Raw genomic sequence first — 26,567 nt, forward strand, 5'->3', positions numbered from 1 at the left:
CCGCGACGGCCGGCGGCGCCGTCAGTCGACCACGACGACCCGGTTCGGCAGCTCGTCGGGATCGCCCGGGCCCGCGGGGAGGTGCTCCGCCAGGCAGGCCCCGACGCGCGCGACCGCCGCCGTCAGGCCGTCCTCGATGGCGCCGCGCCCGAGCGCCGGTATGAGCTCGGCGAGGATCCCGTCCCAGGCGGAGGGCGGGATCTCCCGCAGGACGCCGAGATCGGTGACGATCTCGGCGTGCCGCTCGGCGAGCGACAGGTAGAGCAGGATGCCGGTGCGCCGGCGCGTCAGGCTCAGGCCGCGCGACCAGAAGGCCCGCCGGGCCGCCTCCCGGGCGCGGGCGCGGCGCAGGCGGCGCGGCACCAGGGCCATGCGCAGCCGCTCGTTCTGGCTCGCCGCGAGGATCGCCGCCACGAGGGCCGCCTGCGCCAGCAGGATCGACGCAGCGCTCCAGGCGGTCAGGGCGATCAGCGGCCAGGGCAGGACCAGCGCCGCGACGAGGGCGGTGAGCAGCACGATCGAGCGGTAGGCGCCGGCGCGCCGGCTCACCATCACGACGATCTCGCCGGAGGTCCCGGCCTCCGCGCGCCCGACCGCCTGGGCGAGCCGCTCCCGCGCTTCCGGAGTCAGGACAGCCGCGCGTCTACCAGTCACCGGAGGCCCCTCCGCCGCCCGACGAGCCGCCGCCGCCGGAAAATCCACCGTCGAAACCGCCCGAGGAGCCGCCCGACCCGCCGTCCGAGAAGCCGCCGCCCCACCCGCCCGAGCCGGGCCCCGGCAGGATGACGAGGCCGCCGGACCTCGACCGGCCGCCGCGGCTCATGCGCCACGCGACGAACACCACGATCAGGAGCAGGACGACGAAGACCGCCACCTGGGCGGGATCGACCTCGTCGGACCGCACCTGCGGCTTGCGCTGCCAGTCCTGCGCGTCGCCGGCCAGGATCGACAGGATGCCGTCGACGCCGGCGTCGAGGCCGCCGAAATAGTCGCCGGTCTTGAAGCGCGGCGTGATGGCGCCGGCAATGATCACCTTGGACAGGGCGTCGGTCAGCGCCCCCTCCAGGCCGTAGCCGACCTCGATCCGGACCTTCCGCTCGCTCGGGGCCACCAGCAGCAGGACGCCGTTGTTGGTCTTGGCCTGCCCGAGTTTCCAGTCCCGGAACAGGCGGTTGGCGTAGTCCTCGACGGTCGTGCCCTGCAGGTTCGGCACCGTGGCGACGACGACCTGGTCCGAGGTCTTGTCCTCGTGCGCCTTGAGCTTGGCCTCGAGGGTGCCGCGCTGCTCCGGCGTCAGGATGCCCGCCGCGTCGACCACGCGCCCGGTCAGCGCCGGGAAGGTCAGCTCGGCAGCCATCGCCCCGATCGTGGTGATCGTCAGGCACGCCGCCAGGACGGCGAGCGACAGGACGTGCCGCACCCGGACGGGCACGGCCCGGCTCGAGGTCCGGCCCATATACGCCACCCTAGAACTTCACGTTCGGCGGCCGGTCGGCGTTCGGCGTCGCCGTGAAGGTCTCCATCGGCTTGGCGTCGGGGTACAGCACGGCCGCGATCCAGCGGCCCGGGATCGTGCGCACCTCGGTGTTGTAGGCCTGGACCGCCGTGATGTAGTCGCGCCGCGCCACCGCGATGCGGTTCTCGGTGCCCTCCAGCTGGGATTGCAGGGCGAGGAAGTTCTGGTTCGACTTGAGGTCGGGATACCGCTCCACCGTCACCAAGAGGCGTCCGAGTGCGCCCGAGAGCTGGTTCTGGGCGTCCTGGTACTCCTTGAACTTCTGCGGATCGCTGACCGTGGAGGCGTCGACCTTTACGCTGGACGCCTTGGCGCGCGCCTCGGTGACGCCGATCAGCACGTCCTTCTCCTGCTGGGCGTAGCCCTTCACGGTCTCGACGAGGTTGGGGATCAGGTCGGCCCGCCGCTGGTACTGGTTCTGCACCTCGCTCCACGCGGATTTGGCCTGCTCCTGCAGCGTCGGCACCCGGTTCACCGCCCCGCAGCCGGAGAGACCCGCGGCCACCAGGATCACCGAGAGCACGCCGAGGAGGCGCGCCGCGGGCGATGTCCGGCGCACCGCGCCGGCCGTCAGCGTCGTTCCCATATCGTCCCCCATCTGCCGGCCGAGACTCGGCCGCTTGATCACGAGCCCGAGAGATAAGGGCCGGAACCGCCAAGGTAAGGCCCTCGCCCGACGGGTCTTGAAGGTTTGTGGCACGGCCCGCTAAGGGCGTCGGCAACGGACCGGGCCGGCGCACGTTCGGACCCTCGAGCCGATGGTCCGGCCGAAGACCGATCGGCGCGGCGCCGCGGAGGCCGGGAATGGATGCAGCACTCGCCGACGATGTCAGGGCCGCCAGCGCCGACGCGCGGCGCCACGCTCGGGCGTACCGGGCGCCGTCCGGCAAGGACGCGCTGCCCTGGTCGGTTATCGCGACGTTCGACGCCCGGGTCCGGGGCCACCTCGCCCGCGATCCGCGGATCGAGGACGAGCGCGACCGCGTCCTGATCGCCGCCGTGAAGCTCGCCGAGACACCGGTCGAGGAGGGGGACGAGAGCGTCGCCGCGGCGCGCGCCCACCTCGTCGACGCGATCGACTACCTGGAGCAGGCTGTGCTGCGCTTCGGCCTCGTCAACCGGGAGGGGGCCAAGGCCGGTCTCGGCACCTACGGCCAGCCGGTCGGATCCCGCGATTGACGGCGCGCCCGCAACGAGCCGCCGGATGTCCGCCGACCTGCCCGCGGCCGCGACCCAGAGCCGCCTCGACCTGAAGACGCTCCGGCTGTTCGCGGCCATCTGCGCGGAGGGGACCCTGAACGGCGCGGCCCGCCGGGCGGCGATCGCGCCCTCGGCGGTGAGCAAGCGCCTCGCCGAGCTGGAGCACGCGCTGGGCTGCACCCTGCTCACCCGCGAGCCGCGCGGCATGCGGCTCACCCCGGCGGGCGAGACCCTGCTGCACCACACCCGCCGGATGCTGGCGAGCGCCGAGCAGATCGCCCTGGAACTCGCCGAGCACGCCCGGGGCGTGCGCGGCTTCGTGCGGGTGCTCGCGAACCTCTCGGCCATCGTGGAGTTCCTGCCCGAGGACCTGCAGGCGTTCCTGGCGGCGCAGGACGGGATCCGGGTCGACCTGGAGGAGCGGCCGAGCGGCGGCGTCGTCGCCGGCGTCGAGGAGGGCTTCGCCGATCTCGGCCTCTGCGCGGACAACACCGACACCCGCAGCCTCACCGCCTACCCGTACCGGAGCGACCGCCTCGTCCTTGTGATGCCGGCCGGACATCCCCTGAGCGGCCGCGGCGCCGTCGCGCTGGCCGACACACTCGACTACGACCATGTCGGGCTGCACGCGGAGAGCTCGATCTACGCCGCCCTGCGCGACGAGGCCCGGCGCCTCGGCCGGCCGCTGCGGCTGCGCATGCACGTCCCGAGCTTCGACGCGATCTGCCGCATGGCGCAGGTCGGGCTCGGCCTCGGGACCGTGCCGGAGCGCGTCTACGCCCTGCTCGGCCCCCCGATGCGGCTCGCCGCGGTGCCGCTCACCGATCCCTGGGCCGTGCGCACGCTGCGCCTCGTGGTCCGCCCGGGCGCCCTGTCGCCGGCGGCCGCCCTCCTGCTGGAGCATCTCCGGGCCGCCGGTCGCTGAGCGTGCGTTCTCCTGCGGCGAACGCACGGTGGTGCATGGCGTTTGGACTTGGCTACCGGAAGAGCCCTATCTCCGGGGCAACAAACGATGGAGGAAAGCCGTGTCCGGTCCGCTCAGCGGTATCCGCGTTCTCGAGCTCGGTCAGCTGATCGCCGCGCCCTTCGCGACGCGGCTGATGGCCGAGTTCGGCGCCGAGGTCATCAAGGTCGAGCCCCCGGGTGAGGGCGATCCCCTCCGGAAGTGGCGCAAGATGCACGAGGGCACCTCGCTCTGGTGGTACCTGCAGTCGCGCAACAAGAAGTCGATCGCCGTCAATCTGAAGTCGCCCGAGGGGCTCGACATCGTCAAGCAGCTCGCCGCGAGCGCCGACGTGGTGGTCGAGAACTTCCGTCCCGGCGGCCTGGAGAAGCTCGGCCTCGGCTGGGACGTGCTCTCCGCCCTCAACCCGAAGCTCGTGATGGTCCGGATCTCGGGCTACGGCCAGACCGGCCCCTACCGCGACCGGCCCGGCTTCGGCGCCATCGGCGAGTCGATGGGCGGCATCCGCTTCACCACCGGCAGCCCGGAGGCCCCGCCGGCCCGGGTCGGCGTCAGCATCGGCGACACCCTTGCCTCGCTCCACGGCGTCATCGGCGCGCTGATGGCCCTGCTGCGGGTCAAGACCGGGCAGGGCGCGGGCCAGGTCATCGACGTCTCGCTCGTCGAGAGCGTGTTCAACGTCATGGAGAGCCTCGTCCCGGAATACGACCTGCTGGGCGAGGTCCGCACCCGCACCGGCGGCGCCCTGCCGGGCATCACCCCGTCGAACACCTACCCGACGCGGGACGGCGGCTACGTGGTCATCGCCGGCAACAGCGACCCGATCTTCCGCCGCCTGATGACGGCGATCGGCCGGCCCGACCTCGCGGACGACCCGGCGCTGCGCAACAACGAGGGCCGCTCCAGGCAATCCGCCATGCTGGACGGCACCATCGCCGACTGGTCGAAGACGCAGACGGTCGAGGAGGCGCTCGCCGCCCTCGACGCCGCCGACGTGCCGGCCGGCCGCATCTACTCGGTGGCCGACATCGTGGCCGACCCGCATTATCAGGCGCGCGACATGATCCTGCAGGCGGAGCTGCCCGGCGGGACCGCGGTGAAGATGCCCGGCATCGTCCCGAAGCTCTCCGACACGCCCGGCGAGGTCCGCTGGCAGGGGCCGGCCCTCGGCGCCCACACCGATTCCGTGCTCGCCGAGCTCGGTCTCGACCCGGCGCGCATCGCCGCGCTGCGCGAGAAGGGAGCCGTGGCATGAGCGGCGACGCGCTGATCGTCCAGGAGGTCGCGACCCGCGACGGCTTCCAGATCGAGCCGGTCTTCGTGCCGACGGCGGAGAAGATCCGCCTGATCGACGCCCTGGCGGCGGCCGGCTTCAGCCGGATCGAGGTCTCGTCCTTCGTCTCGCCGAAGGCGGTGCCGGCGCTCGCCGACGCGGCCGAGGTCTTCTCCGGGATCCGGCGCCGGCCCGGGACCGTCTACGTCGCCCTGGTGCCGAACCCGAAGGGCGCCGAGCGGGCGCTCGCCGCCAGGGTCGACGAGATCAACCTCGTCGCCTCGGTGAGTGAGACCCACAACCGCGCCAACATGGGCATGAGCCCGGCCGACTCGATCGCCGGCTTCGCGCGGATCATGGATTCGGTGCGCGGCGCCCCGCTCAGCACCAACGCCACGGTGGCGACCGCCTTCGGCTGCCCGTTCGAGGGCGACCAGCCGGCCGACAGGGTCGTCGCGCAGGTGGAGCGCTACCTGTCGCTGGGCGTCGACGGGGTGACGCTGGCCGACACGACCGGCATGGCCAATCCCCGGCAGGTGAGCCGCCTCGTCGCGCGGGTCCTGCCCCTGGTCGGTCCCGGGCGCCTGACGCTCCACTTCCACAACACGCGCGGCCTCGGCCTCGCCAACGTGCTGGCGGCCTACGACGCGGGCGCCCGGCGCTTCGATGCGGCGCTCGGCGGCCTGGGCGGCTGCCCGTTCGCGCCCGGTGCCACCGGCAACATCTGCACCGAGGATCTCGTCAGCATGGCCCACGAGATGGGCCTGCCGACAGGCCTCGACCTCCCGGCGCTGATCGGCCTGTCGCGGGACCTGCCGCGCCTCGTCGGCCACGACGTGCCCGGCCAGGTCGCCAAGGCCGGACGGCCCTGCGACCTGCATCCGGCCCCCGCCCGGGCGGCCTGAGACTCTGTCAGCTCCTGCATCCTTGAGCCTTCTCGTCACGACGGAGATCCCGCTCGCGCCCTCATCCTGAGGGGACGGAGCGCAGCGGAGGCCTCGAAGGAGGCCTCCAGGGATCGCACGTCCGGCTGGACGCCTCCTTCGAGGCAGCTTCGCCGCACCTCAGGATGAGGGCGCGGGTTGGAGAGGCCCGGTCGCACAGGCTCTGAGTTCACGCGGACAAGCCGCCCGCCCGAAGGCGGCACCGCCCACGACACGTCCCTCAAGAACACACCACGGAGGAAACCATGACCGCAGCCCTGTCCGGGTCGCCGGCCGCCGCCGAGGCCGGCGCGGTGACGGAGACCGGCGTCGTCCGCAAGGTCGCGTGGCGGCTCATGCCGCTGATCATGATCTGCTACATGTTCGCGTTCTTCGACCGCATCAACATCAGCTTCGCCAAGTTCCAGCTCCAGAGCGACCTCGGCTTCAGCAACGTCGCCTACGGGCTCGGCGCGAGCATGTTCGTCGTCGGTTACGTGATCTTCGAGGTGCCCTCGAACCTGTTCCTCTACCGGGTCGGGGCGCGGCGCTGGATCGCCCGGATCATGATCTCCTGGGGCATCGCCACCGCGCTGATGATCTTCATCCGCAGCGAGTGGCACTTCTACGCCCTGCGCTTCCTGATCGGCGCCATGGAGGCGGGCTTCGCGCCGGGTATCCTCTATTACCTGACCATCTGGTTCCCGGCCTCGCATCGCGGCCGCATCACCTCGTTCATGTTCGTGGCCTCGGCCTTCTCGGGGATCTTCGGGGCGCCGGTGGCGGGCCTGATCCTCGGCGGCCTCAACGGCGTCGGCGGCCTCGCCGGCTGGCAATGGCTGTTCCTGGCCGGCGGCCTGCCCTGCCTCGTGCTCGGAATGCTCGTGCTGACGCGCCTCGACGACCGGATCGCCGATGCGCGCTGGCTGTCCGAGCCCGAGAAGGCGCTCCTGTCGAGCCGGATCGCACACCACAACCGGGACATCGGCGACCACTCGCTGATCGGGGCGATCAAGCAGCCCGGCTTCCTGATGATCGCGCTGATCTACTTCCTGCTCCAGATCGGCTCGTACGGCCTGAACTTCTGGGGGCCGGACCTGATCAAGACCGCGAGCGGCGGGCAGGCGGCCTCGGTGGGCTTCCTGACGGCGATCCCCTACATCTGCGGGGCGATCAGCATGGTGGTGATCGGGCGCCTGTCCGACGCCTCGGGCGAGCGGCCGAAATTCGTCGCGGGCCTCGCCATCGCGGCGGCGCTCGGCTTCTTCGGCGCCGGCCTGTTCGACAAGCACATCGTGCCGCTGATGTTCGCCCTGGCGCTGCTGGGCGCCGGCATCGTCGCGTCGATCCCGACCTTCTGGACCCTGCCGGCCAAGCTCGTCACCGGCGTCGGCGCGGCGGGCGGGATCGCGCTGATCAACACGCTCGGCCAGTTCGGCGGCATCGTCAGCCCGGTGATGGTCGGCTGGGTGAAGGATCTCACCGGCTCGACGACGCCCGCGCTCTACGGGATCGGCGTGCTCTGCCTCGTCGCCGCCGGGCTCGCGCTCTTCGCCATGCCGGCGAGCCTGCGCCGGAGCGACCGCGCGGCGTGACATGGACCGCCGCCCCGGCGCGGCCGGGGCGGCGCATCGCGGCGGGCCGGCGCGGGCCGGCCGTTCCGGACCGTCGGGCCGCGACGGCCCCGGAGCGGGGCGAGACGGGCGTGGCCGCACGCCGCGCGGGCGGGATCGGTCAGGCGCGCGACCGCCGCGACCGAGCGGTCCCGGATCGGCGCCGGGGCCCCCGAGGTTGCGCGCCGCCGGGATCGGCCGATGCCGATATCCGGTTCAGACGCCGATCTCAGCGGCCGAAATCAGTGAACGTATCAGTAACCATGGCGGGAATGCCGCCGGTTGCGCGGTGGAGCAAAAAACCTCGCGCTGCCGGACAAACCGCCGGCCGCTCATATTGTATATTATCTGCAACCTCAAGAAACGGAGTGAAATCAACTTGAGGTAGAAATCCCTCGGCTGGCCCGTCGCCTCGGTTTCGTCCCGCAAAGCCCGCGCGAGCGGGTCCACCGGAGACGGGGCATGCGGATCGGGACGCCCTCGAACAGCGATGTCTCAGATGGACCACCTCACCGACCACCGTTCAACCTTCATGCTGGAGAAGGTCGGCGCGATCGTCGCGGCCTACGTCTCGCGCAACGCGATCGAGGTCACGGCGCTGCCGGCGCTGATCGACCAAGTGCACACGGCGATCGCGGTGCTCCGCTGCGCGCCGTCGGAGTTCGGCGGGGTCGGGCTGAGCCAGTCGCAGGTCGATGCCTCGATCCAGCAGGACGGCCTGATCAGCTTCATCGACGGCCGGTCGTACCAGACCCTGAAGCGCCACCTCACCGCGCACGGCCTCACCCCCGAGCGGTACCGGGCGAAGTACGGCCTGCCGGCCGACTACCCGATGGTGGCCCCGGGCTACGCCGCGCGGCGCTCGGAGATCGCCCGGGCGATCCAGCTCGGCCACAAGGCGGCCTGAGCGATGGCGCCCGACGCCTCCGCGGATCCGGCCCGGGACCGCGCGCCGTTACCGGGGGCGGCGCGCACGAGCGACGCCCTGAGCCGCATCGCCGGCATCCTCGACGTGCCGGTGGCGAGCTTCTACCCGGATGCCGACCGGCCCGACGCGGCCATGACCCAGGCGGCCGACCTCGTCTCGGCCTTCGTGGCGATCGACAGTCCGGCGGCGCGCCGGACCTGCCTGGCCTTCGTGCGGGCGATGGCAAGTTCCTGAAGCGCCGGGGCGCGCTGCGGGAAGCCGGAGACCGGGTCGCTTCGTCGGGGGGCGGAGCGCGGTCTCCGGCCCGTCCGGCCGGACACGCGTCAGAACAGGTGGCGCAGGAGGTAGAACAGAGCGGCCGCGAGGGTGATCGCCGCCGGCAGGGTCAGGATCCAGGCGAGCGCCATGTTGCGCACCGTGGACATCTGGAGACCCGAGCCGTTGGCCGCCATCGTGCCGGCGACGCCCGACGACAGGATGTGGGTGGTCGAGACCGGCAGGCCGTAGAGCTCGGCCAGCCCGATCGTGCCGGCGGCGACGATCTCGGCCGAGGCGCCCTGCGCGTAGGTCAGGTGGGTCTTGCCGATCTTCTCGCCCACCGTGACGACGATGCGCTTCCATCCGACCATGGTGCCGAGACCCAGCGCCAGGGCGACGCAGACCTTGACCCAGCCCGGGATGTAGCGCGTGCCGTCGTTGAGCAGGCCCGCGTAGCGCTTCAGGTCGGCCTTGTCGGCCTCCGAGAAGTCCGCCCCGGCGCCCGGCAGCACGCGCACCGCGTCGGCGGCGAGGTACATGTCGCTGCGCAGGTTCTGGGTCTGGGCGGCCGGCACCGTGCGGATCGCGCCGTAATTCTTCACGCTGGCGGCGATGTCGTTCGAGAGCGCCGCCAGCGCCGCGTAGACGGGCGGCGTGTTCAGCGCCTTGGTCTTGAGCGCCTCCGTCACGGTCCGGCGCGCGGCCGCGGCGTCCGGCACCGCGGCGCCGGGGGCGCGGGCGGCGAACACCGCGCTCGCCGCCGTCGAGGCCTGCACGAAGGCGGGCGTCGTGTCGTCCGCCATGGTGCGGTTGAGCGCGTAGGCGGTGGGGGCGGCGCCGATCAGGATCAGCATGATCAGGCCCATGCCCTTCTGCCCGTCATTGCCGCCGTGGAAGAACGAGACCAGCGTGCAGGTGAGGATCAGCAGGCCGCGGATCCACGGGGGCGGCGGCGCCTCGCCCGCGGGCGCCTCGTAGAGGTCCCTGCGGCGGACCGTGACCTTCAGGGCGAGCAGCAGCAGCGCCGCGAGCACGAAGCCGCAGACCGGCGAGAACAGCAGCGCCTTGAAGACGTTGAGCGCCTGGGTCCAGTCGACGCCCGCGGTGCCGTCGCCGCCGTTCATCAGCTGGTTGGCGAGGCCGACGCCGAGCACCGAGCCGATCAGCGCGTGGGACGACGAGTTCGGCAGCCCGAACGCCCAGGTCCCGAGGTTCCAGATGATGGCCGCCAGCAGCAGCGCGAAGATCATCGCGTAGCCCGCGTGCGAGCCGACGTTGAGGATCAGCTCGACCGGCAGCAGCGTGACGATCGCGTAGGCCACGGCGCCCGAGGACAGCATCACGCCGAGGAAGTTGAAGACGCCCGACCAGATCACCGCGACGAGCGGCGGCATCGAGTGCGTGTAGATCACCGTGGCGACCGCGTTGGCGGTGTCGTGGAAGCCGTTCACGAACTCGAAGGCGAGGGCGATCAGCAGGGCGAGGCCGAGCAGCGCGAAGGCGCCGTAGGCCAGGGGCGCCTCCCCGACCGCGTTCATGTCCGCGATGAGGCTCACCACCGCGTAGCCCAGGCCCGCCACGAGGACGAGCAGGAACGCCACCACCCCGCCGAGATGCATCCCGTGGTCGAGGCGCGGGCCGCCCGCCTGCCGGCCTTTCACCGCCCCCGACGGCATCACGGCGGTATCGGACATGAACCCTCGCGCGGAATCTTTCGTGGTGAGCGGGATTAAAACCGCGCGGTGACGGTTGGGTGACGGCCCGCGACGCCGCGCGTCGGCGAGCGTGTCCGAGAGCGTGTCCGAGAGCGTCGGGCGGCGCTGTCACACGCCTGACGCGGTCCGGCCGCTAGCGGACCGGACCGCTCGCCCGATCGCACGAGGGATCCGCATGATTGACGCCACGGTGCCGGCCCTGTCCCTCGGCGCGCTCCTGGCCGTCGTCCAGATCGGCAGCATCGCCGTCGCGGCCCGGCGCCTCGGCCGGGACCACGGCCCGTCGCGGTTCCCGGACGGCGCGCCCGTCTCCCTGGTCCGCCCCCTGCGCGGGGTCGAGGCCTACAGCGAGGAGATGCTCCTCCGCAGCTTCCGTCTCGACTACCCGTCCTACGAGCTGATCTTCTGCGTGGCCGACCCGGCCGACCCGATCGTCCCGATGGTGGAGCGCCTGATCGAGGCCCACCCGCACGTGCCCGCCCGCCTGATCCGCGGCGACGAGCGCGTCAGCGCCAACCCGAAGCTCAACAACTGCCTGCGCGGCTGGCGCGCCGCCGCCCACGACTGGGTGGTGCTCGCCGATTCCAACGTCGCCATGCCGCCGGACTACCTCCAGCGGCTGCAGGCGGCGTGGCGCGCCGATACCGGCCTCGTCTGCTCCACCCCGGCCGGCGCCCGCCCGGGCAGCTTCATGGCGGAGGTGGAGTGCGCCTTCCTGAACACCCTGCAGGCGCGCTGGCAATACGCCGCCGAGGCCTTCGGGCTGGGCTTCGCGCAGGGCAAGAGCATGCTCTGGCACAAGCCCTTCCTGGAGGCGCAGGGCGGCCTCCAGGCGCTCGCGGCCGAGATCGCCGAGGACGCGGCCGCCACCAAGCTCGTGCGCGCCGCCGGCAAGCGGGTCCACCTCGTGGCGAGCCCGTTCGAGCAGCCGCTCGGCCCGCGCGGCTTCCGGGAGGTCTGGTCGCGGCAGCTGCGCTGGGCGCGCCTGCGCCGCGTGACCTTCCCGCTGTTCTTCGCCCCCGAGATCGGCAGCGGCGTCCTGCTGCCGGCGCTCCTCGTCGCCCTCTGGGCCGGAAGCCTCGCGGGCCTCGCGGGCGCTGCCGGCCTCGCCGCCCTGTGCTATGCCGCCGAGCACCGGCTCGCTCTCCGCGCGGGCTGGCACCGCTCGCCCCGCACGCTGGCCGCCTTCCTGGCGCGCGACGCCCTGATCCCGGCGATCTGGGTCGGCGCCTGGATGCGGAGCGCCATCGTGTGGCGGGGCAATGCCATGGACGTGCGCCCCCGGCGGGCCGCCGACGCGCGCACCTACGCGCCGACGGCCTGACCGCCCGGCGATCGGAGGCCCTGACGTGTCGCGCCGCTACGCCCTCTACTGGCTGCCCGCCCCGGATTCGCGCCTCGAAGCCTTCGGCCGCTCCGTCCTCGGCACCGACAACGTCACCGGGCTGCCGGTCCCGCACCCGGAGGGGCTCGGCGATCTCGCACCCGTCACGGCGGGCGCGCGGGTCTACGGGTTCCACGCCACCCTCAAGGCGCCGCTGCGCCTCGCCCCGGGCACCGGGGAGGCCGACCTCGTGGCCGCCGCCCGCGCCCTCGCGGCCGCGCACCCGCCAGTGTCGGTGGGGCCGCTCCGGGTCGCCGCCCTCGGGCCGTTCCTCGCCCTGGTGCCGGAGACACCCCCGCCGGAACTCGGGCTCCTCGCCGCCGAGTGCGTCGCCGCCCTCGACCCGTTCCGGGCACCGCTCACGGAGGCCGAGCGCGCCAAGCGCCGGCCGGAGCGCCTCGACCCGCGCGGCCGCGCGCTCCTCGACCGCTGGGGCTACCCCTACGTGTTCGAGGCCTTCCGCTTCCACATGACCCTGACCGACGCCCTGCCGGAGGCGGAGCGCGACCTCTGGCACCGGCGCCTGTCCGAGGCCTACGCCGCCGCGGGACCGGAGCCCCTGCGGATCGACGCCGTCAGCCTCCTGACCCAGGACGGGTCGGGGCCGTTCCGGCTCCTGGCGCGCCTGCCCTTCGGAGAGGCCCGTGGTTGACCGCCCCCTCGGCCTCGAACCCGCGCTCGATCCGAGCGCCCGGGTCGTCGACAGCCGCCTCGGCCGCTACACCGAGGTCGGCGCCCGCACCCGCCTCACCGAGACGACCCTCGACGACTATTCCTACATCGGTGAGGACGGCGAGGTGATCTACACCGCGATCGGCAAGTTCTGCTCGATCGCCGCCAGCGTGCGGATCAATCCCGGCAACCACCCGATGGAGCGGGCGTCGCAGGCGCACTTCACCTACCGGGCGCGCGCCTACTGGCCGGAGGAACTGGACGAGCCCGCCTTCTTCGACCGGCGCCGGGCGAGCCCGGTGGCGATCGGCCACGACGTCTGGATCGGCCACGGCGCGGTCGTCCTGCCCGGGCGCACGATCGGCACCGGCGCGGTGGTGGGGGCGGGCGCCATCGTCACCCGCGACGTCGAGCCCTACACGATCGTCGTCGGCAATCCCGCCCGGCCGGTCCGGCGCCGCTTCCCCGAGGCGGTCGCGGACCGTCTGACCCGCCTGGCGTGGTGGGACTGGGACCACGAGCGCCTGCGCCGGGCGCTGCCGGACTTCCGCGGGCTGCCCATCGAAGCATTCCTGGAGCGCCACGAAGATTAAGTCGGCTATCGAAAAGCCGAGATGCTGCGCCGGCAAATATAATCGTTCCGAATACGTCATCCAATCGTCGTCAAACCGGCGTCTACGTGCGGCCGTTCCCCGGCGGATGGTGGCATGCTGGTTATCGAGGATCTCACGCGCCAGTACGGCGACCGACGCGCCGTCGACGGCGTGTCGCTCCGGATCGAGCCCGGCAGCTTCGTCGGGGTGATCGGCCGGTCCGGTGCCGGCAAGTCCACGCTGCTGCGCCTCATCAACCGGCTGGCGGATCCGAGCTCGGGGCGCATCCTCCACGACGGCCGCGAGGTCACCACCCTGCGCGGCCGCCCGCTGCGCGAGTGGCGCACCCGCTGCGCCATGATCTTCCAGCAATTCAACCTCGTCGGCCGGCTCGACGTCATGACCAACGTGCTGATGGGGCGCCTCAGCCACGTGCCGACCCACCGCGCCCTGCTCCGGCAATGGTCCGCCGAGGACCGCGCCATGGCCCTCTCCGCCCTGGAGAGCTTCGACATGGGCGAGTTCGCGGGCCAGCGGGCCGACGGCCTGTCGGGCGGCCAGCAGCAGCGCGTCGCCATCGCCCGCGCCCTCGTGCAGGAACCCGAGATCCTGCTCGCCGACGAGCCGGTCGCCTCGCTCGACCCGCGCAACACGCGGCTCGTGATGGACGCGCTCGCCGACGTGAACCGGCGCTACGGCATCACGGTGCTGTGCAACCTGCACTCCCTCGACCTCGCCCGCGCCTACTGCGACCGCCTCGTCGGCCTCGCGGCCGGGCGGGTCGTGTTCGAGGGCGGCCCCTTCGACCTCACCGAGGACGTGGCGCGCCGGCTCTACGGCCTGGAGGCCGGCGAGGTGCTGGACGATTCCGCGCAGCGCGAGGCGGAGCAGCGGGCCGCGATGCCCGGCCGGCCCGGTCTCGTACCGGTCCGCCCGGTCCGCGAGGCCGCCCTCGGCGCCTGATCCGGGCCCCGGGCCCCAACAAGCACCGCCAGAGCGCACCGCCAAAATGCACCGTCTTGGAAACGCCCGACCGGCCTCCGGCCGGCCGAACCTCGCCGACGCCACGAAGGACGACCCGATGATCACCCGACGCACCCTCGCCGCCGCCGCGGCCCTCGCCCTCCTCGGCCTGCCGGCCGCCGCCCAGGACTGGAAGGCCCAGTATCCGGAGCTGACGCTGGGCGTGATCCCGGCCGAGAACGCCTCGGGCACCGCCGACCGCTGGGCGCCGCTCACCGCCTACCTGACCAAGGCGCTCGGCGTGCCGGTCAAGCTGCGGGTGGCGAGCGACTACGCCGCCGTGATCGAGGGCCAGCGCGCCGGCAACATCCAGATCGCGTGGTACGGGCCAGCCTCGTTCGCGCGGGCCGTGATGACCGGCGTCAAGATCGAGCCGATCGTCAACCAGAAGCACGAGACCGGCGCCTCGGGCTACTATTCGGTGGTCTACGTGCTGGCCTCCAGCCCCTACAAGACCGTCGAGGATCTCAAGGGCAAGAACCTCGCGCTGGTCGATCCGAACTCCACCTCCGGCAACCAGGCGCCGCGCTTCTTCCTGAAGCGGGCCGGCTACGACGTCGAGAAGTTCTTCGGCAAGACCTTCTACGCGGGCAGCCACGAGAACGCCGTCCTGGCGCTCACCCAGGGCACGGCCGACGCCGCCGCCAACCTGTGGAATTCCGAGACCGACACGATGGTCACCCGCATGGCCGCCAAGGGCATGCTCAAGAAGCCCGACGGCACGCCGATGCAGCAGTCGGACTTCCGGGTCGTGTTCAAGTCCGACTTCCTGCCGGAGGGGCCCTTCGCCGTGCTGGCGAGCCTGCCGGACGACCTGAAGGCCAAGATCCGCGACGCCTTCGTGGCCCTGCCGAAGGCCGACAAGGCCGCGTTCGACCGGCTCTCCGACGGCAAGGACCAGGATCTCACGCCGGTGACCCTGAAGGATTACCAGCCGATCATCGACATGCTGCGGTTCAACGACGAGCAGCGCCGGAAGTCCTGATCCGGAGCCGCCCGCCTTGCGCGGCCTGACACCCCTGTCGCCGGAGCGGGCAGCCGCCCTCTCCGGCCTCTACGCGGCGGCGACCGGCGAGGCCCGCCGCCGCACGCTGGCGGGCTTCGCCCTGGTGGCGGCGCTCGCCGTGGTCGCGGGCCTGATCGCCGAGGTGCGGCCGCTGGTCTTCGCCGAGAACATCGGCAAGTTCACCGCCTACATCCAGCAGATCCTGCCGCCGATCAGCCTCGAGCACCCGCTGGAGGACGTCCGCGCCTGGTACTGGGGCCTGCCCAAATGGCTGGGCCTGCTGGGCGAGACCCTGCTCATGGCCTATCTCGGGACGCTGCTCGGGGGGCTGGCGGGCTTCGCCCTCAGCTTCGTGGCCGCCGCCAACCTCGTGCGGTCGCGCGTGCTGCGCGTCGGCGCCAAGCGCCTCCTGGAACTGTGCCGCACCGTCCCAGAGGTCGTGTTCGCGCTGATCTTCGTCATCGCCTTCGGCCTCGGCCCGATGGTGGGCGTGCTCGCCATCGCGATCCACACCACGGGCGCGCTGGGCAAGCTGTTCTCCGAGGTGGTCGAGAACATCGACATGCGGCCCGTCGAGGGCCTGTCGGCCTCGGGCGCGACCTGGGTCCAGACGGTGCGCTTCGCGGTCCTGCCGCAGGTGCTGTCGAACTTCGCCTCCTACGCGCTGCTGCGCTTCGAGATCAACGTGCGCGGCGCCGGGGTGATGGGCTTCGTCGGCGCCGGCGGCATCGGCCAGGAATTCCTCGTGGCGATCCGCAATTTCTACTACGCGGACGTGAGCGCGATCCTCGTGCTGATCATCCTGACCGTCTTCTGCATCGACCTCGTCACCGAGCGGGTCCGCCACCGCCTGATCGGCGCGGAGCACGCCCGATGAGCGCGCGTCCCGAGACCCTGCGGGCGGCGGCCCGGGCCGACCTCGGCCGCCTGCGCGCGCGCTACCCCGCGCAGTTCCGCACCGACTGGCCGGGGCGGGCGCGGCTCGCCGCCCTGCTCGTCGTCCTGGTGGGCCTTGCGGCGCTCGGCTACTGGCGCCTCGACTTCTCGGTGGCGCGGATCCTCCACGGGCTCGGGCGGCTCGGCACCTTCGCGGTGCTGATGCTGCCGCCATCGCCGGAGGGCCAGTTCTGGACCTTCCTGCACGCGCTGGGCGAGACCCTCGGCATCGCCTTCCTGGGCACGCTGACGGCGGCGATCCTCGCCTTCCCGGTGGCGTTCCTGGCGGCGCGGAACGTCGTGCCCAACCCGTTCGCGCGGTTCGCGGTCCGCCGCGGCCTCGACGTGATGCGCTCGGTCGACGTGCTGATCTGGGCGCTGATCTGGATCAACGTCGTCGGCCTGGGCCCGTTCGCCGGGGCGCTCGCGATCGCGTGCTCGGATTTCGGCGCGCTCGGCAAGCTGTTCTCGGAGGCGATCGAGACCTGCGACAAGCGGGCCGGCGAGGGCGTCGTCGCTTCGGGCGGCTCGGCGCTCCACCGCATCCGCTTCGGGCTGATCCCCGGGGTGCTGCCGGTGCTGGCGAGCCAGGTCCTCTACTTCTTCGAGTCGAACACCCGCTCGGCGACGATCATCGGCATCGTCGGCGCGGGCGGCATCGGCCAGTACCTCACCGAGCTGATCCGCGTGCTGGAGCTGCAGCAGGTCGCCTTCCTGGTGCTGATGATCCTCGTGACCGTGGCGGCGATCGACTGGGTCTCGACCCGCCTGCGCCGGGCGATCATCGGGCCGGCGGCGCGCTGAGGGAGGCCTCGGCTTTCCGGCATCACGCGCGGAGCGCAATGACCCAGGGTCGCTCTGCCCCGGCTCGCTTCGCTCCGCTCGCGAGGACGGAGTGCCGAGGCCGTCGCGCGGACATCGCGCGGAGGTCGCGCGGACGTCGCGCGGGCATCGCATCACCCGCCGATCACCAGCTCCACGCGGTCGGCGGCGAACAGGGTGCGGTTCGCCTGGATCGGCACGCCGGCGGGATCGATGTTGACGCTCGACACCACCAGCACGACCCGCCCCGGCGCGATGTCGAGGCGCTGCGCCTCCGCGGGATCCGCGGGGCGGGCCCGGATCCGCGTCGAGAGCCGGGTGTAGTCGTGGACGCCGCAGGTCGCGAAGGCCCGGGTGATCGAGCCGCGCGCCGCGTAGGCCTCGGCGAAACCCGCGAAGCGCGGCAGCGGCAGCCAGGTCAGCGCCGTCGAGAGCGGGGCGCCGTCCGCCCGGTGGACCGTCAGCAGCTCCAGGATCGGCGCGCCGGGGGCGAGGGCCAGGGACGCCGCCTGCTCGGTCCCGGCCGGGACCGTGGTCGCCGCGACGAGGTCGCCCCAGGCCTCGCGCCCGGCCCCGGCGACGATCTCGGAGAAGCGCGTCCGCGGCCCGATCGGGTAGGCGAGCGGCGCCTCCTCCACGAAGGTGCCCCGGCCCTGGCTGGCGCGCACGAGCCCGCCCTCGGCCAGCGCCGCGAGGGCGCGCCGCACCGTGTGCCGGTTCACCGCGAACCGCGCCGCCAGCGCGGCCTCGGCGGGGAGCTGCTGTCCCGGCGCGTAGCGTCCCGCCGCGATCTCGGCCGTCAGCGCGTCGGCGATCTGCCGCCACGCCGTCAGCCCCTCGCCCCGGACGAGGCCGGCCGCCTGCTCCTGCGCATCCATCCTGTCATCCAAACTTCATTTGTGCGGCGCACGCCAGTTGTCTATACACCTAGACAACCGAGCGACGAAGGGATTCGCGATGACGACGACCCCGAGACATCCGGGATCCGAGGGCGAGACCGCGGCGCGCCAAGCGGTCATGGCCCTCTGTGCCGAGGCGAGCCGCGCGGATCTCGAGGCGGCCCTCGAGGCGGCCGTGTCGGGCCTCGAAGCGCCCGCGGCCGCGGACCTGCGTCCGCCCGAGACCGGTCTCGTGATGGCGTCGGGCCGGATCGGCGGCGAGGGTCGCCCGTTCAATCTCGGCGAGGTCAGCGTGACCCGGGCCGCCATCCGCCTCGCGGACGGTCCGGCGGGCTTCGCCTACCATCTCGGCCGCGACCGCGCGAAGGCGCGGCTCGCCGCGATCCTCGACGCCCTCTGGCAGGATCCGGTCCGGCGCGCCCGGGTCGAGGCCGCCCTGGAGCCCGCCGCCCGGCGGCTCGCGGCCTCCCGGGATCGGGCCGCCCGGCGCACGGCCGCCACCCGGGTCGACTTCCTGACCCTCGCCCGCGGAGAGGATTGAGCATGCTCGCCCCCGGCTTCGCCGACCCGGTTCACGACGCGCAGGACACGTTCCGCGCCGTGATGGACGCCCTCGCCCGCCCCGGACGCGTCCGGCCCCTCGCGCCGGGCCTCGCGCCGCCCGCGCCTCTGACGCCGGAACTGGCCGCCGTCGCGCTGACGCTCACCGACGCCGACACGCCGGTCTGGCTCGATCCGGCCCTCGCCGCGGCGCCGGAGGTCGGGGAATACCTGCGCTTCCACACCGGCGCGCCGCTCACCGGCGACCCGGCCGCGGCGGCCTTCGCGCTGGTCAGCGACCCGGCGCGCTGCCCGCCGCTGAGCCGATTCGCCCCCGGGACGCCGACCTATCCCGACACCGCCACGACGCTGGTGCTCGCCCTCGACGCGCTCGCGGAGGGGGAGGGGCTGTGCCTGTCCGGCCCCGGCATCCGGGGCACCGCCGGGATCGCGCCGGCGCCCCTGCCGGACGGCTTCGCGGCGCAGCTAGCGGAGAACCGCGCGGGCTTCCCCCTGGGCGTCGACCTGATCCTGACGGCGCCCGGCCGCGTGGCCGGCCTGCCGCGCTCCACGACGGTGACGGAGGCCTGATCCATGTACGTGGCCGTGAAGGGCGGCGAGGCCGCCATCGACAACGCCCACCGGCTCCTCGCCGAGGCGCGCCGCGGCGACCCGGCCGTGCCGGAGCTCTCCGTGGCGCAGATCCGGGAGCAGATGGCGCTGCTCGTCGACCGGGTCATGACCGAGGGCTCGCTCTACGATCCGGACCTCGCGGCGCTCGCGCTCAAGCAGGCGCGCGGCGACGTCGTCGAGGCGGTGTTCCTGGTCCGGGCCTACCGGACCACGCTGCCGCGCTTCGGCGCCTCCGCGCCAGTCGACACCGGCGCCATGGCGGTCGAGCGCCGGATCTCCGCGACCTTCAAGGACCTGCCCGGCGGGCAGGTGCTCGGGCCGACCTTCGACTACACCCACAGGCTGGTCGACTTCGCGCTCGCGGCCGAGTCCGAAGCCGGGATCGAGCCCGCCGCCGAGGCCGCGCCGCGGGCCGATGCCGGCACCTGCCCGCGGGTCACCGACCTGCTGGCCCGGGACGGCCTGATCGAGCCCTCGCCGCCGGACGACGGCGCGCCCGCGGGCGACCTCACCCGCGAGCCGGTGGACTACCCTGCCGACCGGGCCCTGCGCCTCCAGGCGCTGGCCCGGGGCGACGAGGGCTTCGTGCTCGGCCTCGCCTACTCGACGCAGCGCGGCTACGGCCGCACCCACCCGTTCGTCGGCGAGATCCGGGTCGGGGAGGTCGCGGTCGAGTTCGTGCCCGAGGAGCTGGGCTTCGCGGTGCCGCTCGGCCGGGTGCGGCTGACCGAGTGCCAGATGGTCAACCAGTTCAAGGGCTCGGGGGCGGCCCCGCCCCAGTTCACCCGCGGCTACGGGCTGAGCTTCGGGCAGAGCGAGCGCAAGGCCATGGCGATGGCCCTGGTCGACCGGGCGCTCCGCGCGGAGGAGCTGGGCGAGCCGGTGGCGAGCCCGGCCCAGGACCAGGAATTCGTGCTGGCCCACTGCGACAGTCTCCAGGCGACCGGCTTCGTCGAGCACCTGAAGCTGCCCCACTACGTCGACTTCCAGGCCGAGCTGGAGCTGGTTCGCCGGCTACGTACCGAGTTCGAGCGCGGGTCCGACGCCGTCGAGATGCAGGAGGCCGCCGAATGAGCGCCGCGATCGCGCACCGCCCGGAGAGCGAACCGGGCTACAACTTCGCCTATCTCGACGAGGGCACGAAGCGGATGATCCGCCGGGCCATCCTCAAGGCCATCGCGGTGCCGGGCTACCAAGTGCCCTTCGCCTCCCGCGAGATGCCGATGCCCTACGGCTGGGGCACCGGCGGCGTGCAGGTGACGGCCGCGATCCTCGGCCGCTCGGACGTGCTGAAGGTCATCGACCAGGGCGCCGACGACACCACCAACGCGGTCTCGATCCGCCGCTTCTTCGCCAAGACCTCCGGGGTGGCCACCACCACCTGCACCGCGGAGGCAACGGTGATCCAGACCCGCCACCGCATCCCCGAGACGCCGCTCACCGCGGGGCAGACCCTCGTCTACCAGGTGCCGATCCCCGAGCCCCTGCGCTTCCTCGAGCCCCGCGAGACCGAGACCCGCCAGCTCCACGCGCTGGCCGAGTACGGCGCCATGCACGTGAAGCTCTACGAGGACATCAGCCGCCACGGCCACATCGCCACCACCTACGCGTACCCGGTGGAGGTGGCGGGCCGCTACGTGATGGACCCGTCGCCGACGCCGAAATTCGACAACCCCAAGATGGACGACTGCCCGGCGCTCCAGCTCTTCGGCGCGGGCCGCGAGCGGCGGATCTACGCGGTGCCGCCCTACACGCGGGTGCGCAGCCTCGACTTCGAGGACCACCCGTTCCGGATCCAGGCGTTCGAGCATCCCTGCGCGCTGTGCGGTGCCGAGGGCGTCTATCTCGACGAGGTGCTGCTCGACGATGCGGGCCGGCGCATGTTCGTCTGCTCGGACACCGACCATTGCGAGGGGCGCCGCGCGGACGGCCATGTCGGCACGGGGGACGCGGCATGAGACGCGCTATGACCGACCTCACGGTCCGCCGGGCCGGGAAGCCCGACCTGCCCGCGATCCTCGACCTCTACGCCGAGCTGAACGGCGGGCGGGTGGCGACCCTGGCACAGGCCGGGGCGCTGCTCGACCGGCTCGCGGCCTATCCCGATTACGGGCTCTACGTGGCCGAACGCGACGGCGCGGTCGTCGGCACCTTCTGTCTCGTCATCCTCGACAACATCGCCCACTGGGGCACGCCCTCGGCGCTCGTCGAGAGTGTCGTGGTCGCGTCCCGGCACCGCGGCGGCGGTCTCGGCCGGGCGATGATGCACGAGGCGGCCCGGCTCGCCGAGGCGCGGGGCTGCTACAAGCTCGCCCTGTCGTCGAACGTCGACGCCAAGCCGGCCCACGCCTTCTACGAGAGCCTCGGCTTCGAGCGCTACGGCTACAGCTTCCGCCTCGATCCCCCCTTCCTGCCCGACGCCGCGGAGGCGACCCGATGAGCGAATCCCTGCTTCAGGTCCGCGGCCTGACCAAGCGCTACGGCGCCCGGCTCGCCTGCGCCGACGTGTCGTTCGACCTCGTCCCCGGCGAGGTTCTGGCGATCGTGGGCGAATCCGGTTCCGGCAAGTCGACGCTCCTCTCCCTCATCGCCACCGAGCTGGCGCCCGATTCCGGGACGGTCGCCTACCGGATGCGCGACGGCGCGCTGCGCGACCTCGCCACCCTGAGCGAGGCCGGGCGCCGGGCGCTGATGCGCACCGAGTGGGGCTTCGTCCGCCAGGACGCGGCCCAGGGCCTGCGCATGGCGGTCTCGGCCGGCGGCAATGTCGGCGAGCGGCTGATGGGGCTCGGCGACCGCCATTACGGGCGGATCCGCGCCCAGGCCCTCGACTGGCTCGGCCGCGTCGAGATCGCCGCCGACCGGATCGACGACCCGCCGACGCGGTTCTCCGGCGGCATGCGCCAGCGCCTGCAGATCGCCCGGAACCTCGTCACCGGCCCCCGCCTGGTGCTGATGGACGAGCCGACCTCCGGCCTCGACGTCTCGGTCCAGGCCCGGCTCCTCGACCTGATCCGCCGGCTCTCGGCCGAGCTGGGGCTCGCGGTGATCATCGTCACCCACGACCTCGCGGTGGCGCGGCTCCTCTCGCACCGGATCATGGTCATGCGCGCCGGCCGGGTGATCGAGACCGGCCTCACCGACCGGGTGCTCGACGATCCCGAGCACGCCTACACCCAGCTCCTCGTTGCCTCGGTGCTCGCCGCATGACCGCGCTCCTGACCTTCGAGACCGTCGCCAAGAGCTTCACCCTGCACCTGCGCGGCGGCGTCGTGCTGCCGGTGGTGGGCGATGTCAGCCTGTCCGTGGAGCCCGGCGAGTGCGTGGTGCTCGGCGGCCCGTCCGGAGCGGGGAAATCCTCGCTGCTGAAGATGGCCTACGGCAACTACCGCTGCGACGGCGGCGCGATCCTGGTCCGCGACGGCGCGACGGTCGTGGACGTCGTCCGGGCCGATCCGCGGGCGGTCCTGGCGCTGCGGGCGCGGGTGATCGCCTACGTGTCGCAGTTCCTCCGGGTGATCCCGCGGGTCCCGGCCCTCGACGTCGTCGAGGCCGCCGGCCGCGAGGGCGGATTGTCCGAAGCGGCGGCGCGCGCGCGGGCCGAGACCCTGCTGGCCCGGCTCAACCTGCCGGAGCGGCTCTGGGGCCTGCCGCCCGCGACGTTCTCGGGCGGCGAGCAGCAGCGGGTCAACATCGCCCGCGGCCTGATCGCCGACCGGCCGCTCCTGCTCCTCGACGAGCCCACCGCTTCCCTGGACGCCGAGAACCGCGCCGTGGTGGCCGAGCTCGTCCGTGAGAAGCTCCGGGCCGGGGCCGGCGTGCTCGGCATCTTCCACGACAGCGAGATGCGCGACGCTGTGGCGACCCGGGTGGTCGATGTCACCCGCTTCGCGCCGCAAGCCCGGGCAGCCTGAGGATCCTCACGATGGACGATTTCATCCTCGAGAACGCGACCCTGGTCCTGCCGGACCGGGTGCAGCGCGGCTGGCTCGCGGTCTCGGACGGGGCGATCGCCGAGGTCGGCGAGGGGCGCCCGCCCGCGCGCGGCCTCGATCTCGACGGCGACCACCTGATTCCCGGCCTGATCGAGCTGCACACCGACCACCTGGAGAGCCATTTCGCGCCGCGCCCGAAGGTGCGCTGGCATCCCCTCGGCGCCGTCCTGGCCTACGACGCGCAGATCACCGCCTCGGGAATCACCACGGTGTTCGATTCGCTCCGTGCCGGCAGCGATCCGGACGGCAGCGGCCTCGGCTCCGAGCTGGAGCAGCTCGCCGGCGCCATCGCCACCGCGCGCGCCGCCGACCTGTTCCGGGCCGAGCACTTCACGCACCTGCGCTGCGAGCTGCCCTCCCTGGACGTGCTCGACACGGTGGCGACCTTCACGGCCCGCTACCCGGTGGGGCTGATCTCGCTGATGGACCACACGCCCGGCCAGCGGCAGTTCCGCGACATGGAGAAGTACTACACCTACGCCACCCGCGGCGGCCGGCCGATGGACGAGATCCGCGCCAACACCGAGCGCAAGGTCCGCGACGGGCGGGCGCTCAACGCGAAGAACCGGCCGGCCCTCGTCCAGTTCGCCCGCGAGATGGGCATCCCGCTGGCGAGCCACGACGACACCACCCTGGCCGACGTCGATCTCGCGGTCGGCGAGGGCGTGCGGCTGGCCGAGTTCCCTACCACTCTCGAGGCGGCCGAGGCCGCGCATCGACAGGGCCTCACCGTGATGATGGGCGCGCCGAACCTGATCCGCGGCGGCTCGCATTCCGGCAACGTCGCGGCCCTGGCGTTGGCCGAGGCCGGGCACCTCGACATCCTGTCGTCGGACTACGTGCCGGCGAGCCTGCTGATGGCGGCCTTCCTGCTGCCCGAGCAGGCGCCCGGGATCACGCTGCCCGCGGCGCTCGCCACCGTCACGTCGAACCCCGCCCGCGCCACCGGCCTGACCGATCGCGGCGCCCTGGCGCCCGGGCTGCGGGCCGATCTCGTGCGCGTGCAGCGGGCCGAGGGCGTGCCGGTGGTCCGCCAGGTCTGGCGCGCCGGCCGGCGGGTCGCCTGATGGCGGGCTGCCTCGTCCTCGTGGTCGGCCCGAGCGGGGCCGGCAAGGACACGTTGATCCGGCTCGCCCGGGCGGCGCTCGCCGACGACCCGCGCTACGTCTTCCCGCGCCGCCTCGTCACCCGCCCCCCCTCGGCCGACGAGGACAACGACGAGATCGACGAGGCGGCCTTCACCGAGGGCTGCGCGGCCGGCCGCTTCACCCTGAGCTGGCGCGCCCACGGCCTCGGCTACGCGCTCCCGGAGACGGTCGGCCGGCGCGTCGCCGACGGCCACGTGGTGGTCTGCAACGTCTCGCGCCGCGTCGTCGCGCGGGCGCGGGCGGGCGGCCCGCGGGTGAGCGTCGTCGAGATCACGGCGCCCCCCGAGGTTCTGGCGCGGCGCATCGCCGCCCGCGGCCGCGCGCAGGACGGCGACCTGGCCGCGCGTCTGGCCCGCGAGGGGGGCGTCACCGCGGACCTGACGATCCTCAATACCGGCCCCGCGGAGGCGGCGGCCGCGCGGCTGGTCGCGCACCTGCGCGCCTGCTGACGCGGCTCTCGGCGGCTCGGTCCGCGATCCCGGTCGCGGTTCGCGGGGCGCGATCCGGGTCTCACGCGCCGGCCGCGCGGCGCGCGCGACCCACGAAAAAGGGCGGGCGCCGATGCCGGCACCCGCCCTCGCTGGGATCCGCCGGGGAGACCCCGGGGTCGTCCGACTCAGATGCCGCCGAACTTGTAGTTGAAGCCGGCGCGGACGATGCTGCCCTCGGTGCGGAAGCGCGAGATGTACGCGCCGTTGCCCACGCCCGGGACCGCGCCGACGAGCACGTTCTGGCTGCCGAGGTCGTAGTGCAGGTACTCGGCCTTCACCGTGATGGCGTCGTACTTGATGCCGATGTAGCGGCCGAGCGCGAAGGTGTTCAGGAAGCTGTCGGTCGGCAGGGCGAACTCGATGCCGCCGCCGTAGGCGAAGCCGGTCTTGAAGTCGTCGTAGCGGCCGGCGAACTGCAGGCGGCCGCCCGGGGTGTAGAAGTTGGCGTCGTGGAACACGTTGCCGTAGGCGAGGCCGCCCATCCCGTAGACCAGGACGCGGTCGAAGGCGTAGCCGACGCGGCCGGTGAGGGTGCCGAGCCAGTCGAGGCTCTGGCGGAACTGGCTGATGTTCGGCGGGCCGCCGGCGACGTTGCCGGTGCCGAGCACGACCCGGTTCTTGGTGATGTCCGTCCAGTCGATGCTGTTGGCGATACCGACGACGATGCCGGCGCCCGGCGTGAACTGGTAGTTGTAGCCGGCGGTGCCGCCGATGTTGGCGAAGCCGTCCTGCGAGGTCGAGGTCGCGAACGGGCGGCGGCCGAGGGCGACGTTGGTGGCGTTGCCGGGCTGGACGCCGACGGTCGTGATGCGCTCGCGGTCGGTGAAGGTGTAGGCCGACTCGAGACCGGCGTAGAAGCCCGTCCAGGTGAAGACCGGCACCGGCGTGAAGACCGGCGGCGGCGCGGCGCGGCGCGGCAGGTCGGCGGCGGAGGCGGCCGTCGTGACCAGGGCCGTCGCGGCGGTGGCGAGGAGGAGCTTCTTCATCATGGCGGGGGTCCGAGGTTACGCGTTGTTGTCGCCACTTAAGCTCGGCCGCACGGATCCCGCTATGCCCGCGAAGCCACACTGTGGCGCGAAAGCGGCGCGGATACTGCCTGTGATTGATGTTTCGGCGTTCAAGACTCGCATCCGCGGCTTGACAGCGGGGCCGGTCGGCGCGCCCCCGCGCGTCGCGGAGCTTGATCCCTGGCGGCCGACCCTCTAAGCGGACCGCGTTTTTCGCCCCTGTCGGAACTTCGGGGCGGCGGACCAGGATCCGGGGCCCTTGCGTGGTCCCCGCCGCAGGAATGGGAATCATGGGCAAGGAAAAGTTCTCCCGCACCAAGCCGCACTGCAACATTGGCACGATCGGCCACGTCGATCACGGCAAGACGTCTCTGACGGCGGCGATCACGAAGGTCCTGGCCGAGACGGGCGGGGCGACGTTCACGGCCTACGACCAGATCGACAAGGCGCCCGAGGAGAAGGCGCGCGGGATCACGATCTCGACGGCGCACGTGGAGTACGAGACGCAGAACCGTCACTACGCGCACGTGGACTGCCCCGGCCACGCCGACTACGTGAAGAACATGATCACGGGCGCGGCGCAGATGGACGGCGCGATCCTGGTGGTGTCGGCGGCCGACGGCCCGATGCCGCAGACCCGCGAGCACATCCTGCTGGCCCGCCAGGTCGGCGTCCCGGCGCTGGTGGTGTTCCTCAACAAGGTCGACATGGTCGACGACGAGGAGCTCCTGGAGCTGGTCGAGCTGGAGGTGCGCGAGCTGCTGTCGAAGTACGACTTCCCGGGCGACGACATCCCGATCACCAAGGGCTCGGCGCTGATGGCGCTCGAGGACAAGGAGCCGAAGATCGGCAAGGAGGCGGTGCTGGCGCTGATGGCGACCGTGGACAGCTACATCCCGCAGCCGGAGCGTCCGATCGACATGCCGTTCCTGATGCCGATCGAGGACGTGTTCTCGATCTCGGGCCGCGGCACGGTGGTGACGGGTCGCGTCGAGCGCGGCATCGTGAAGGTGGGCGAGGAAGTCGAG

At 72.7% G+C, this 26,567-nt stretch carries 30 protein-coding genes; 24 read left to right on the top strand and 6 right to left on the bottom strand.

The genetic code is table 11. The features are described from left to right. Positions 1-21: 21 nt before the first annotated feature. From BM419_RS19175 to BM419_RS19185, 3 genes are all read right to left on the bottom strand, one after another. Complete coding sequence (locus BM419_RS19175; protein WP_091927376.1) at positions 22-654, bottom strand: TPM domain-containing protein; 633 nt, start codon at positions 652-654, stop codon at positions 22-24. Beyond that, positions 644-1,357 (bottom strand): TPM domain-containing protein, encoded by a 714-nt coding sequence (locus BM419_RS19180; RefSeq protein WP_244539994.1) that lies wholly within the window; start codon positions 1,355-1,357, stop codon positions 644-646. Before BM419_RS19180 ends, BM419_RS19175 begins: the two co-directional genes overlap by 11 nt. Before the next feature lie 109 nt (positions 1,358-1,466). Then, positions 1,467-2,102, bottom strand: coding sequence for a LemA family protein (locus BM419_RS19185; protein WP_020093782.1), 636 nt, complete (start codon positions 2,100-2,102; stop codon positions 1,467-1,469). A gap of 218 nt (positions 2,103-2,320) precedes the next feature. Between BM419_RS19185 and BM419_RS19190 the strand changes: the two genes are divergently transcribed. From BM419_RS19190 to BM419_RS19225, 7 genes are all read left to right on the top strand, one after another. Continuing rightward, positions 2,321-2,695 carry a hypothetical protein gene (locus BM419_RS19190; protein ID WP_020093781.1) on the top strand — a complete coding sequence of 125 codons (375 nt, stop codon included), beginning with the start codon at positions 2,321-2,323 and terminating at the stop codon, positions 2,693-2,695. A 25-nt stretch (positions 2,696-2,720) separates the two neighbouring features. Beyond that, the gene (locus BM419_RS19195) at positions 2,721-3,641 is read left to right on the top strand and encodes a LysR family transcriptional regulator (protein ID WP_091927378.1); all 921 of its coding nucleotides are present in this window, start codon (positions 2,721-2,723) and stop codon (positions 3,639-3,641) included. Positions 3,642-3,741: 100 nt separating this feature from the next. Next, complete coding sequence (locus BM419_RS19200) at positions 3,742-4,935, top strand: CaiB/BaiF CoA transferase family protein (RefSeq protein WP_020093779.1); 1,194 nt, start codon at positions 3,742-3,744, stop codon at positions 4,933-4,935. Then, positions 4,932-5,858: a hydroxymethylglutaryl-CoA lyase gene (locus BM419_RS19205; RefSeq protein ID WP_056523764.1), complete on the top strand. Its 927-nt coding sequence runs from the start codon at positions 4,932-4,934 to the stop codon at positions 5,856-5,858. Before BM419_RS19200 ends, BM419_RS19205 begins: the two co-directional genes overlap by 4 nt. A gap of 284 nt (positions 5,859-6,142) precedes the next feature. After that, positions 6,143-7,471, top strand: a complete 1,329-nt coding sequence (locus tag BM419_RS19210) for an MFS transporter (RefSeq protein ID WP_056523767.1) — start codon at positions 6,143-6,145, stop codon at positions 7,469-7,471. A gap of 517 nt (positions 7,472-7,988) precedes the next feature. After that, positions 7,989-8,396, top strand: a complete 408-nt coding sequence (locus BM419_RS19220; protein ID WP_020093775.1) for a Ros/MucR family transcriptional regulator — start codon at positions 7,989-7,991, stop codon at positions 8,394-8,396. 3 nt (positions 8,397-8,399) lie between these two features. Next, positions 8,400-8,651: a hypothetical protein gene (locus BM419_RS19225; protein WP_091681764.1), complete on the top strand. Its 252-nt coding sequence runs from the start codon at positions 8,400-8,402 to the stop codon at positions 8,649-8,651. A gap of 89 nt (positions 8,652-8,740) precedes the next feature. On the opposite strand, the gene BM419_RS19230 is transcribed toward BM419_RS19225, so the two are convergent. After that, complete coding sequence (locus BM419_RS19230; protein ID WP_091927380.1) at positions 8,741-10,369, bottom strand: inorganic phosphate transporter; 1,629 nt, start codon at positions 10,367-10,369, stop codon at positions 8,741-8,743. Positions 10,370-10,565: 196 nt separating this feature from the next. On the opposite strand from BM419_RS19230, the gene BM419_RS19235 reads away from it, so the two are divergent. From BM419_RS19235 to phnE (BM419_RS19265), 7 genes are all read left to right on the top strand, one after another. Then, positions 10,566-11,714, top strand: coding sequence for a ceramide glucosyltransferase (locus BM419_RS19235; protein WP_091927381.1), 1,149 nt, complete (start codon positions 10,566-10,568; stop codon positions 11,712-11,714). Between the two features lie 25 nt (positions 11,715-11,739). Then, on the top strand, positions 11,740-12,426 hold the full coding sequence (locus BM419_RS19240) for a DUF1045 domain-containing protein (protein WP_091927382.1): 687 nt from the start codon (positions 11,740-11,742) through the stop codon (positions 12,424-12,426). Then, entirely contained in the window at positions 12,419-13,039 is a 621-nt protein-coding gene (locus BM419_RS19245) for an LbetaH domain-containing protein (protein WP_091927383.1), read from the top strand. The genes BM419_RS19240 and BM419_RS19245 overlap by 8 nt, the downstream gene beginning before the upstream one ends. Before the next feature lie 114 nt (positions 13,040-13,153). Beyond that, complete coding sequence (gene phnC, locus BM419_RS19250; RefSeq protein WP_091927384.1) at positions 13,154-14,002, top strand: phosphonate ABC transporter ATP-binding protein; 849 nt, start codon at positions 13,154-13,156, stop codon at positions 14,000-14,002. Between the two features lie 118 nt (positions 14,003-14,120). After that, a complete protein-coding gene (gene phnD / locus BM419_RS19255; RefSeq protein WP_091927399.1) occupies positions 14,121-15,047 on the top strand; it encodes a phosphonate ABC transporter substrate-binding protein in 927 nt (308 codons plus the stop codon). Positions 15,048-15,063: 16 nt separating this feature from the next. After that, on the top strand, positions 15,064-15,945 hold the full coding sequence (phnE, locus tag BM419_RS19260) for a phosphonate ABC transporter, permease protein PhnE (RefSeq protein WP_020093767.1): 882 nt from the start codon (positions 15,064-15,066) through the stop codon (positions 15,943-15,945). After that, the gene (gene phnE, locus BM419_RS19265) at positions 15,942-16,808 is read left to right on the top strand and encodes a phosphonate ABC transporter, permease protein PhnE (RefSeq protein WP_020093766.1); all 867 of its coding nucleotides are present in this window, start codon (positions 15,942-15,944) and stop codon (positions 16,806-16,808) included. Before phnE (BM419_RS19260) ends, phnE (BM419_RS19265) begins: the two co-directional genes overlap by 4 nt. A gap of 152 nt (positions 16,809-16,960) precedes the next feature. Here phnE (BM419_RS19265) and phnF read toward each other — a convergent pair whose 3' ends face one another. Continuing rightward, positions 16,961-17,704: a phosphonate metabolism transcriptional regulator PhnF gene (gene phnF / locus BM419_RS19270; RefSeq protein WP_091681753.1), complete on the bottom strand. Its 744-nt coding sequence runs from the start codon at positions 17,702-17,704 to the stop codon at positions 16,961-16,963. A 79-nt stretch (positions 17,705-17,783) separates the two neighbouring features. Between phnF and phnG the strand changes: the two genes are divergently transcribed. Genes phnG through phnN form a run of 9 tightly spaced genes read left to right on the top strand, consistent with a single transcriptional unit; the run spans position 17,784 to position 24,490 of the window. Beyond that, positions 17,784-18,266 carry a phosphonate C-P lyase system protein PhnG gene (gene phnG, locus BM419_RS19275; protein WP_091927385.1) on the top strand — a complete coding sequence of 161 codons (483 nt, stop codon included), beginning with the start codon at positions 17,784-17,786 and terminating at the stop codon, positions 18,264-18,266. 2 nt (positions 18,267-18,268) lie between these two features. Next, the gene (phnH, locus tag BM419_RS19280) at positions 18,269-18,856 is read left to right on the top strand and encodes a phosphonate C-P lyase system protein PhnH (protein ID WP_091927386.1); all 588 of its coding nucleotides are present in this window, start codon (positions 18,269-18,271) and stop codon (positions 18,854-18,856) included. Between the two features lie 3 nt (positions 18,857-18,859). Further along, positions 18,860-19,972, top strand: a complete 1,113-nt coding sequence (locus BM419_RS19285) for a carbon-phosphorus lyase complex subunit (RefSeq protein WP_091927387.1) — start codon at positions 18,860-18,862, stop codon at positions 19,970-19,972. Beyond that, positions 19,969-20,856, top strand: a complete 888-nt coding sequence (locus tag BM419_RS19290; RefSeq protein WP_091927388.1) for an alpha-D-ribose 1-methylphosphonate 5-phosphate C-P-lyase PhnJ — start codon at positions 19,969-19,971, stop codon at positions 20,854-20,856. The genes BM419_RS19285 and BM419_RS19290 overlap by 4 nt, the downstream gene beginning before the upstream one ends. An 8-nt stretch (positions 20,857-20,864) precedes the next feature. Continuing rightward, a complete protein-coding gene (locus BM419_RS19295) occupies positions 20,865-21,338 on the top strand; it encodes a GNAT family N-acetyltransferase (RefSeq protein WP_091927389.1) in 474 nt (157 codons plus the stop codon). After that, complete coding sequence (phnK, locus tag BM419_RS19300; protein ID WP_020093759.1) at positions 21,335-22,108, top strand: phosphonate C-P lyase system protein PhnK; 774 nt, start codon at positions 21,335-21,337, stop codon at positions 22,106-22,108. Before BM419_RS19295 ends, phnK begins: the two co-directional genes overlap by 4 nt. Beyond that, complete coding sequence (phnL, locus tag BM419_RS19305) at positions 22,105-22,812, top strand: phosphonate C-P lyase system protein PhnL (protein ID WP_020093758.1); 708 nt, start codon at positions 22,105-22,107, stop codon at positions 22,810-22,812. The genes phnK and phnL overlap by 4 nt, the downstream gene beginning before the upstream one ends. An 11-nt stretch (positions 22,813-22,823) precedes the next feature. Then, positions 22,824-23,960 carry an alpha-D-ribose 1-methylphosphonate 5-triphosphate diphosphatase gene (locus tag BM419_RS19310; protein WP_091927390.1) on the top strand — a complete coding sequence of 379 codons (1,137 nt, stop codon included), beginning with the start codon at positions 22,824-22,826 and terminating at the stop codon, positions 23,958-23,960. Continuing rightward, the gene (gene phnN / locus BM419_RS19315) at positions 23,960-24,490 is read left to right on the top strand and encodes a phosphonate metabolism protein/1,5-bisphosphokinase (PRPP-forming) PhnN (protein ID WP_091927391.1); all 531 of its coding nucleotides are present in this window, start codon (positions 23,960-23,962) and stop codon (positions 24,488-24,490) included. The genes BM419_RS19310 and phnN overlap by 1 nt, the downstream gene beginning before the upstream one ends. Positions 24,491-24,657: 167 nt before the next feature. Here phnN and BM419_RS19320 read toward each other — a convergent pair whose 3' ends face one another. Continuing rightward, on the bottom strand, positions 24,658-25,521 hold the full coding sequence (locus BM419_RS19320) for an outer membrane protein (RefSeq protein WP_020093755.1): 864 nt from the start codon (positions 25,519-25,521) through the stop codon (positions 24,658-24,660). 308 nt (positions 25,522-25,829) lie between these two features. Here BM419_RS19320 and BM419_RS19325 point away from each other — a divergent pair. Then, positions 25,830-26,567 (top strand): elongation factor Tu (locus BM419_RS19325; protein WP_139257077.1); only part of this gene is annotated, 738 nt, incomplete at its 3' end.

The sequence above is a fragment of the Methylobacterium sp. yr668 genome (assembly GCF_900116245.1).
GTDB lineage: Bacteria > Pseudomonadota > Alphaproteobacteria > Rhizobiales > Beijerinckiaceae > Methylobacterium.

Coding starts and splice junctions, on each gene's coding strand:
- BM419_RS19290 (WP_091927388.1), top strand. CDS start 19,969: ATGAGCGCCGCGATCGCGCACCGCCCGGAGAGCGAACCGGGCTACAAC.
- phnL (WP_020093758.1), top strand. CDS start 22,105: ATGACCGCGCTCCTGACCTTCGAGACCGTCGCCAAGAGCTTCACCCTG.
- BM419_RS19320 (WP_020093755.1), bottom strand. CDS start 25,521: ATGATGAAGAAGCTCCTCCTCGCCACCGCCGCGACGGCCCTGGTCACG.
- BM419_RS19235 (WP_091927381.1), top strand. CDS start 10,566: ATGATTGACGCCACGGTGCCGGCCCTGTCCCTCGGCGCGCTCCTGGCC.
- BM419_RS19190 (WP_020093781.1), top strand. CDS start 2,321: ATGGATGCAGCACTCGCCGACGATGTCAGGGCCGCCAGCGCCGACGCG.
- phnD (WP_091927399.1), top strand. CDS start 14,121: ATGATCACCCGACGCACCCTCGCCGCCGCCGCGGCCCTCGCCCTCCTC.
- BM419_RS19210 (WP_056523767.1), top strand. CDS start 6,143: ATGACCGCAGCCCTGTCCGGGTCGCCGGCCGCCGCCGAGGCCGGCGCG.
- BM419_RS19285 (WP_091927387.1), top strand. CDS start 18,860: ATGTACGTGGCCGTGAAGGGCGGCGAGGCCGCCATCGACAACGCCCAC.
- phnC (WP_091927384.1), top strand. CDS start 13,154: ATGCTGGTTATCGAGGATCTCACGCGCCAGTACGGCGACCGACGCGCC.
- BM419_RS19185 (WP_020093782.1), bottom strand. CDS start 2,102: ATGGGAACGACGCTGACGGCCGGCGCGGTGCGCCGGACATCGCCCGCG.
- phnF (WP_091681753.1), bottom strand. CDS start 17,704: ATGGATGCGCAGGAGCAGGCGGCCGGCCTCGTCCGGGGCGAGGGGCTG.
- BM419_RS19180 (WP_244539994.1), bottom strand. CDS start 1,357: ATGGCTGCCGAGCTGACCTTCCCGGCGCTGACCGGGCGCGTGGTCGAC.
- phnG (WP_091927385.1), top strand. CDS start 17,784: ATGACGACGACCCCGAGACATCCGGGATCCGAGGGCGAGACCGCGGCG.
- BM419_RS19205 (WP_056523764.1), top strand. CDS start 4,932: ATGAGCGGCGACGCGCTGATCGTCCAGGAGGTCGCGACCCGCGACGGC.
- phnE (WP_020093766.1), top strand. CDS start 15,942: ATGAGCGCGCGTCCCGAGACCCTGCGGGCGGCGGCCCGGGCCGACCTC.
- BM419_RS19230 (WP_091927380.1), bottom strand. CDS start 10,369: ATGTCCGATACCGCCGTGATGCCGTCGGGGGCGGTGAAAGGCCGGCAG.
- BM419_RS19220 (WP_020093775.1), top strand. CDS start 7,989: ATGGACCACCTCACCGACCACCGTTCAACCTTCATGCTGGAGAAGGTC.
- BM419_RS19225 (WP_091681764.1), top strand. CDS start 8,400: ATGGCGCCCGACGCCTCCGCGGATCCGGCCCGGGACCGCGCGCCGTTA.
- phnK (WP_020093759.1), top strand. CDS start 21,335: ATGAGCGAATCCCTGCTTCAGGTCCGCGGCCTGACCAAGCGCTACGGC.
- BM419_RS19195 (WP_091927378.1), top strand. CDS start 2,721: ATGTCCGCCGACCTGCCCGCGGCCGCGACCCAGAGCCGCCTCGACCTG.
- phnH (WP_091927386.1), top strand. CDS start 18,269: ATGCTCGCCCCCGGCTTCGCCGACCCGGTTCACGACGCGCAGGACACG.
- phnN (WP_091927391.1), top strand. CDS start 23,960: ATGGCGGGCTGCCTCGTCCTCGTGGTCGGCCCGAGCGGGGCCGGCAAG.
- BM419_RS19295 (WP_091927389.1), top strand. CDS start 20,865: ATGACCGACCTCACGGTCCGCCGGGCCGGGAAGCCCGACCTGCCCGCG.
- BM419_RS19310 (WP_091927390.1), top strand. CDS start 22,824: ATGGACGATTTCATCCTCGAGAACGCGACCCTGGTCCTGCCGGACCGG.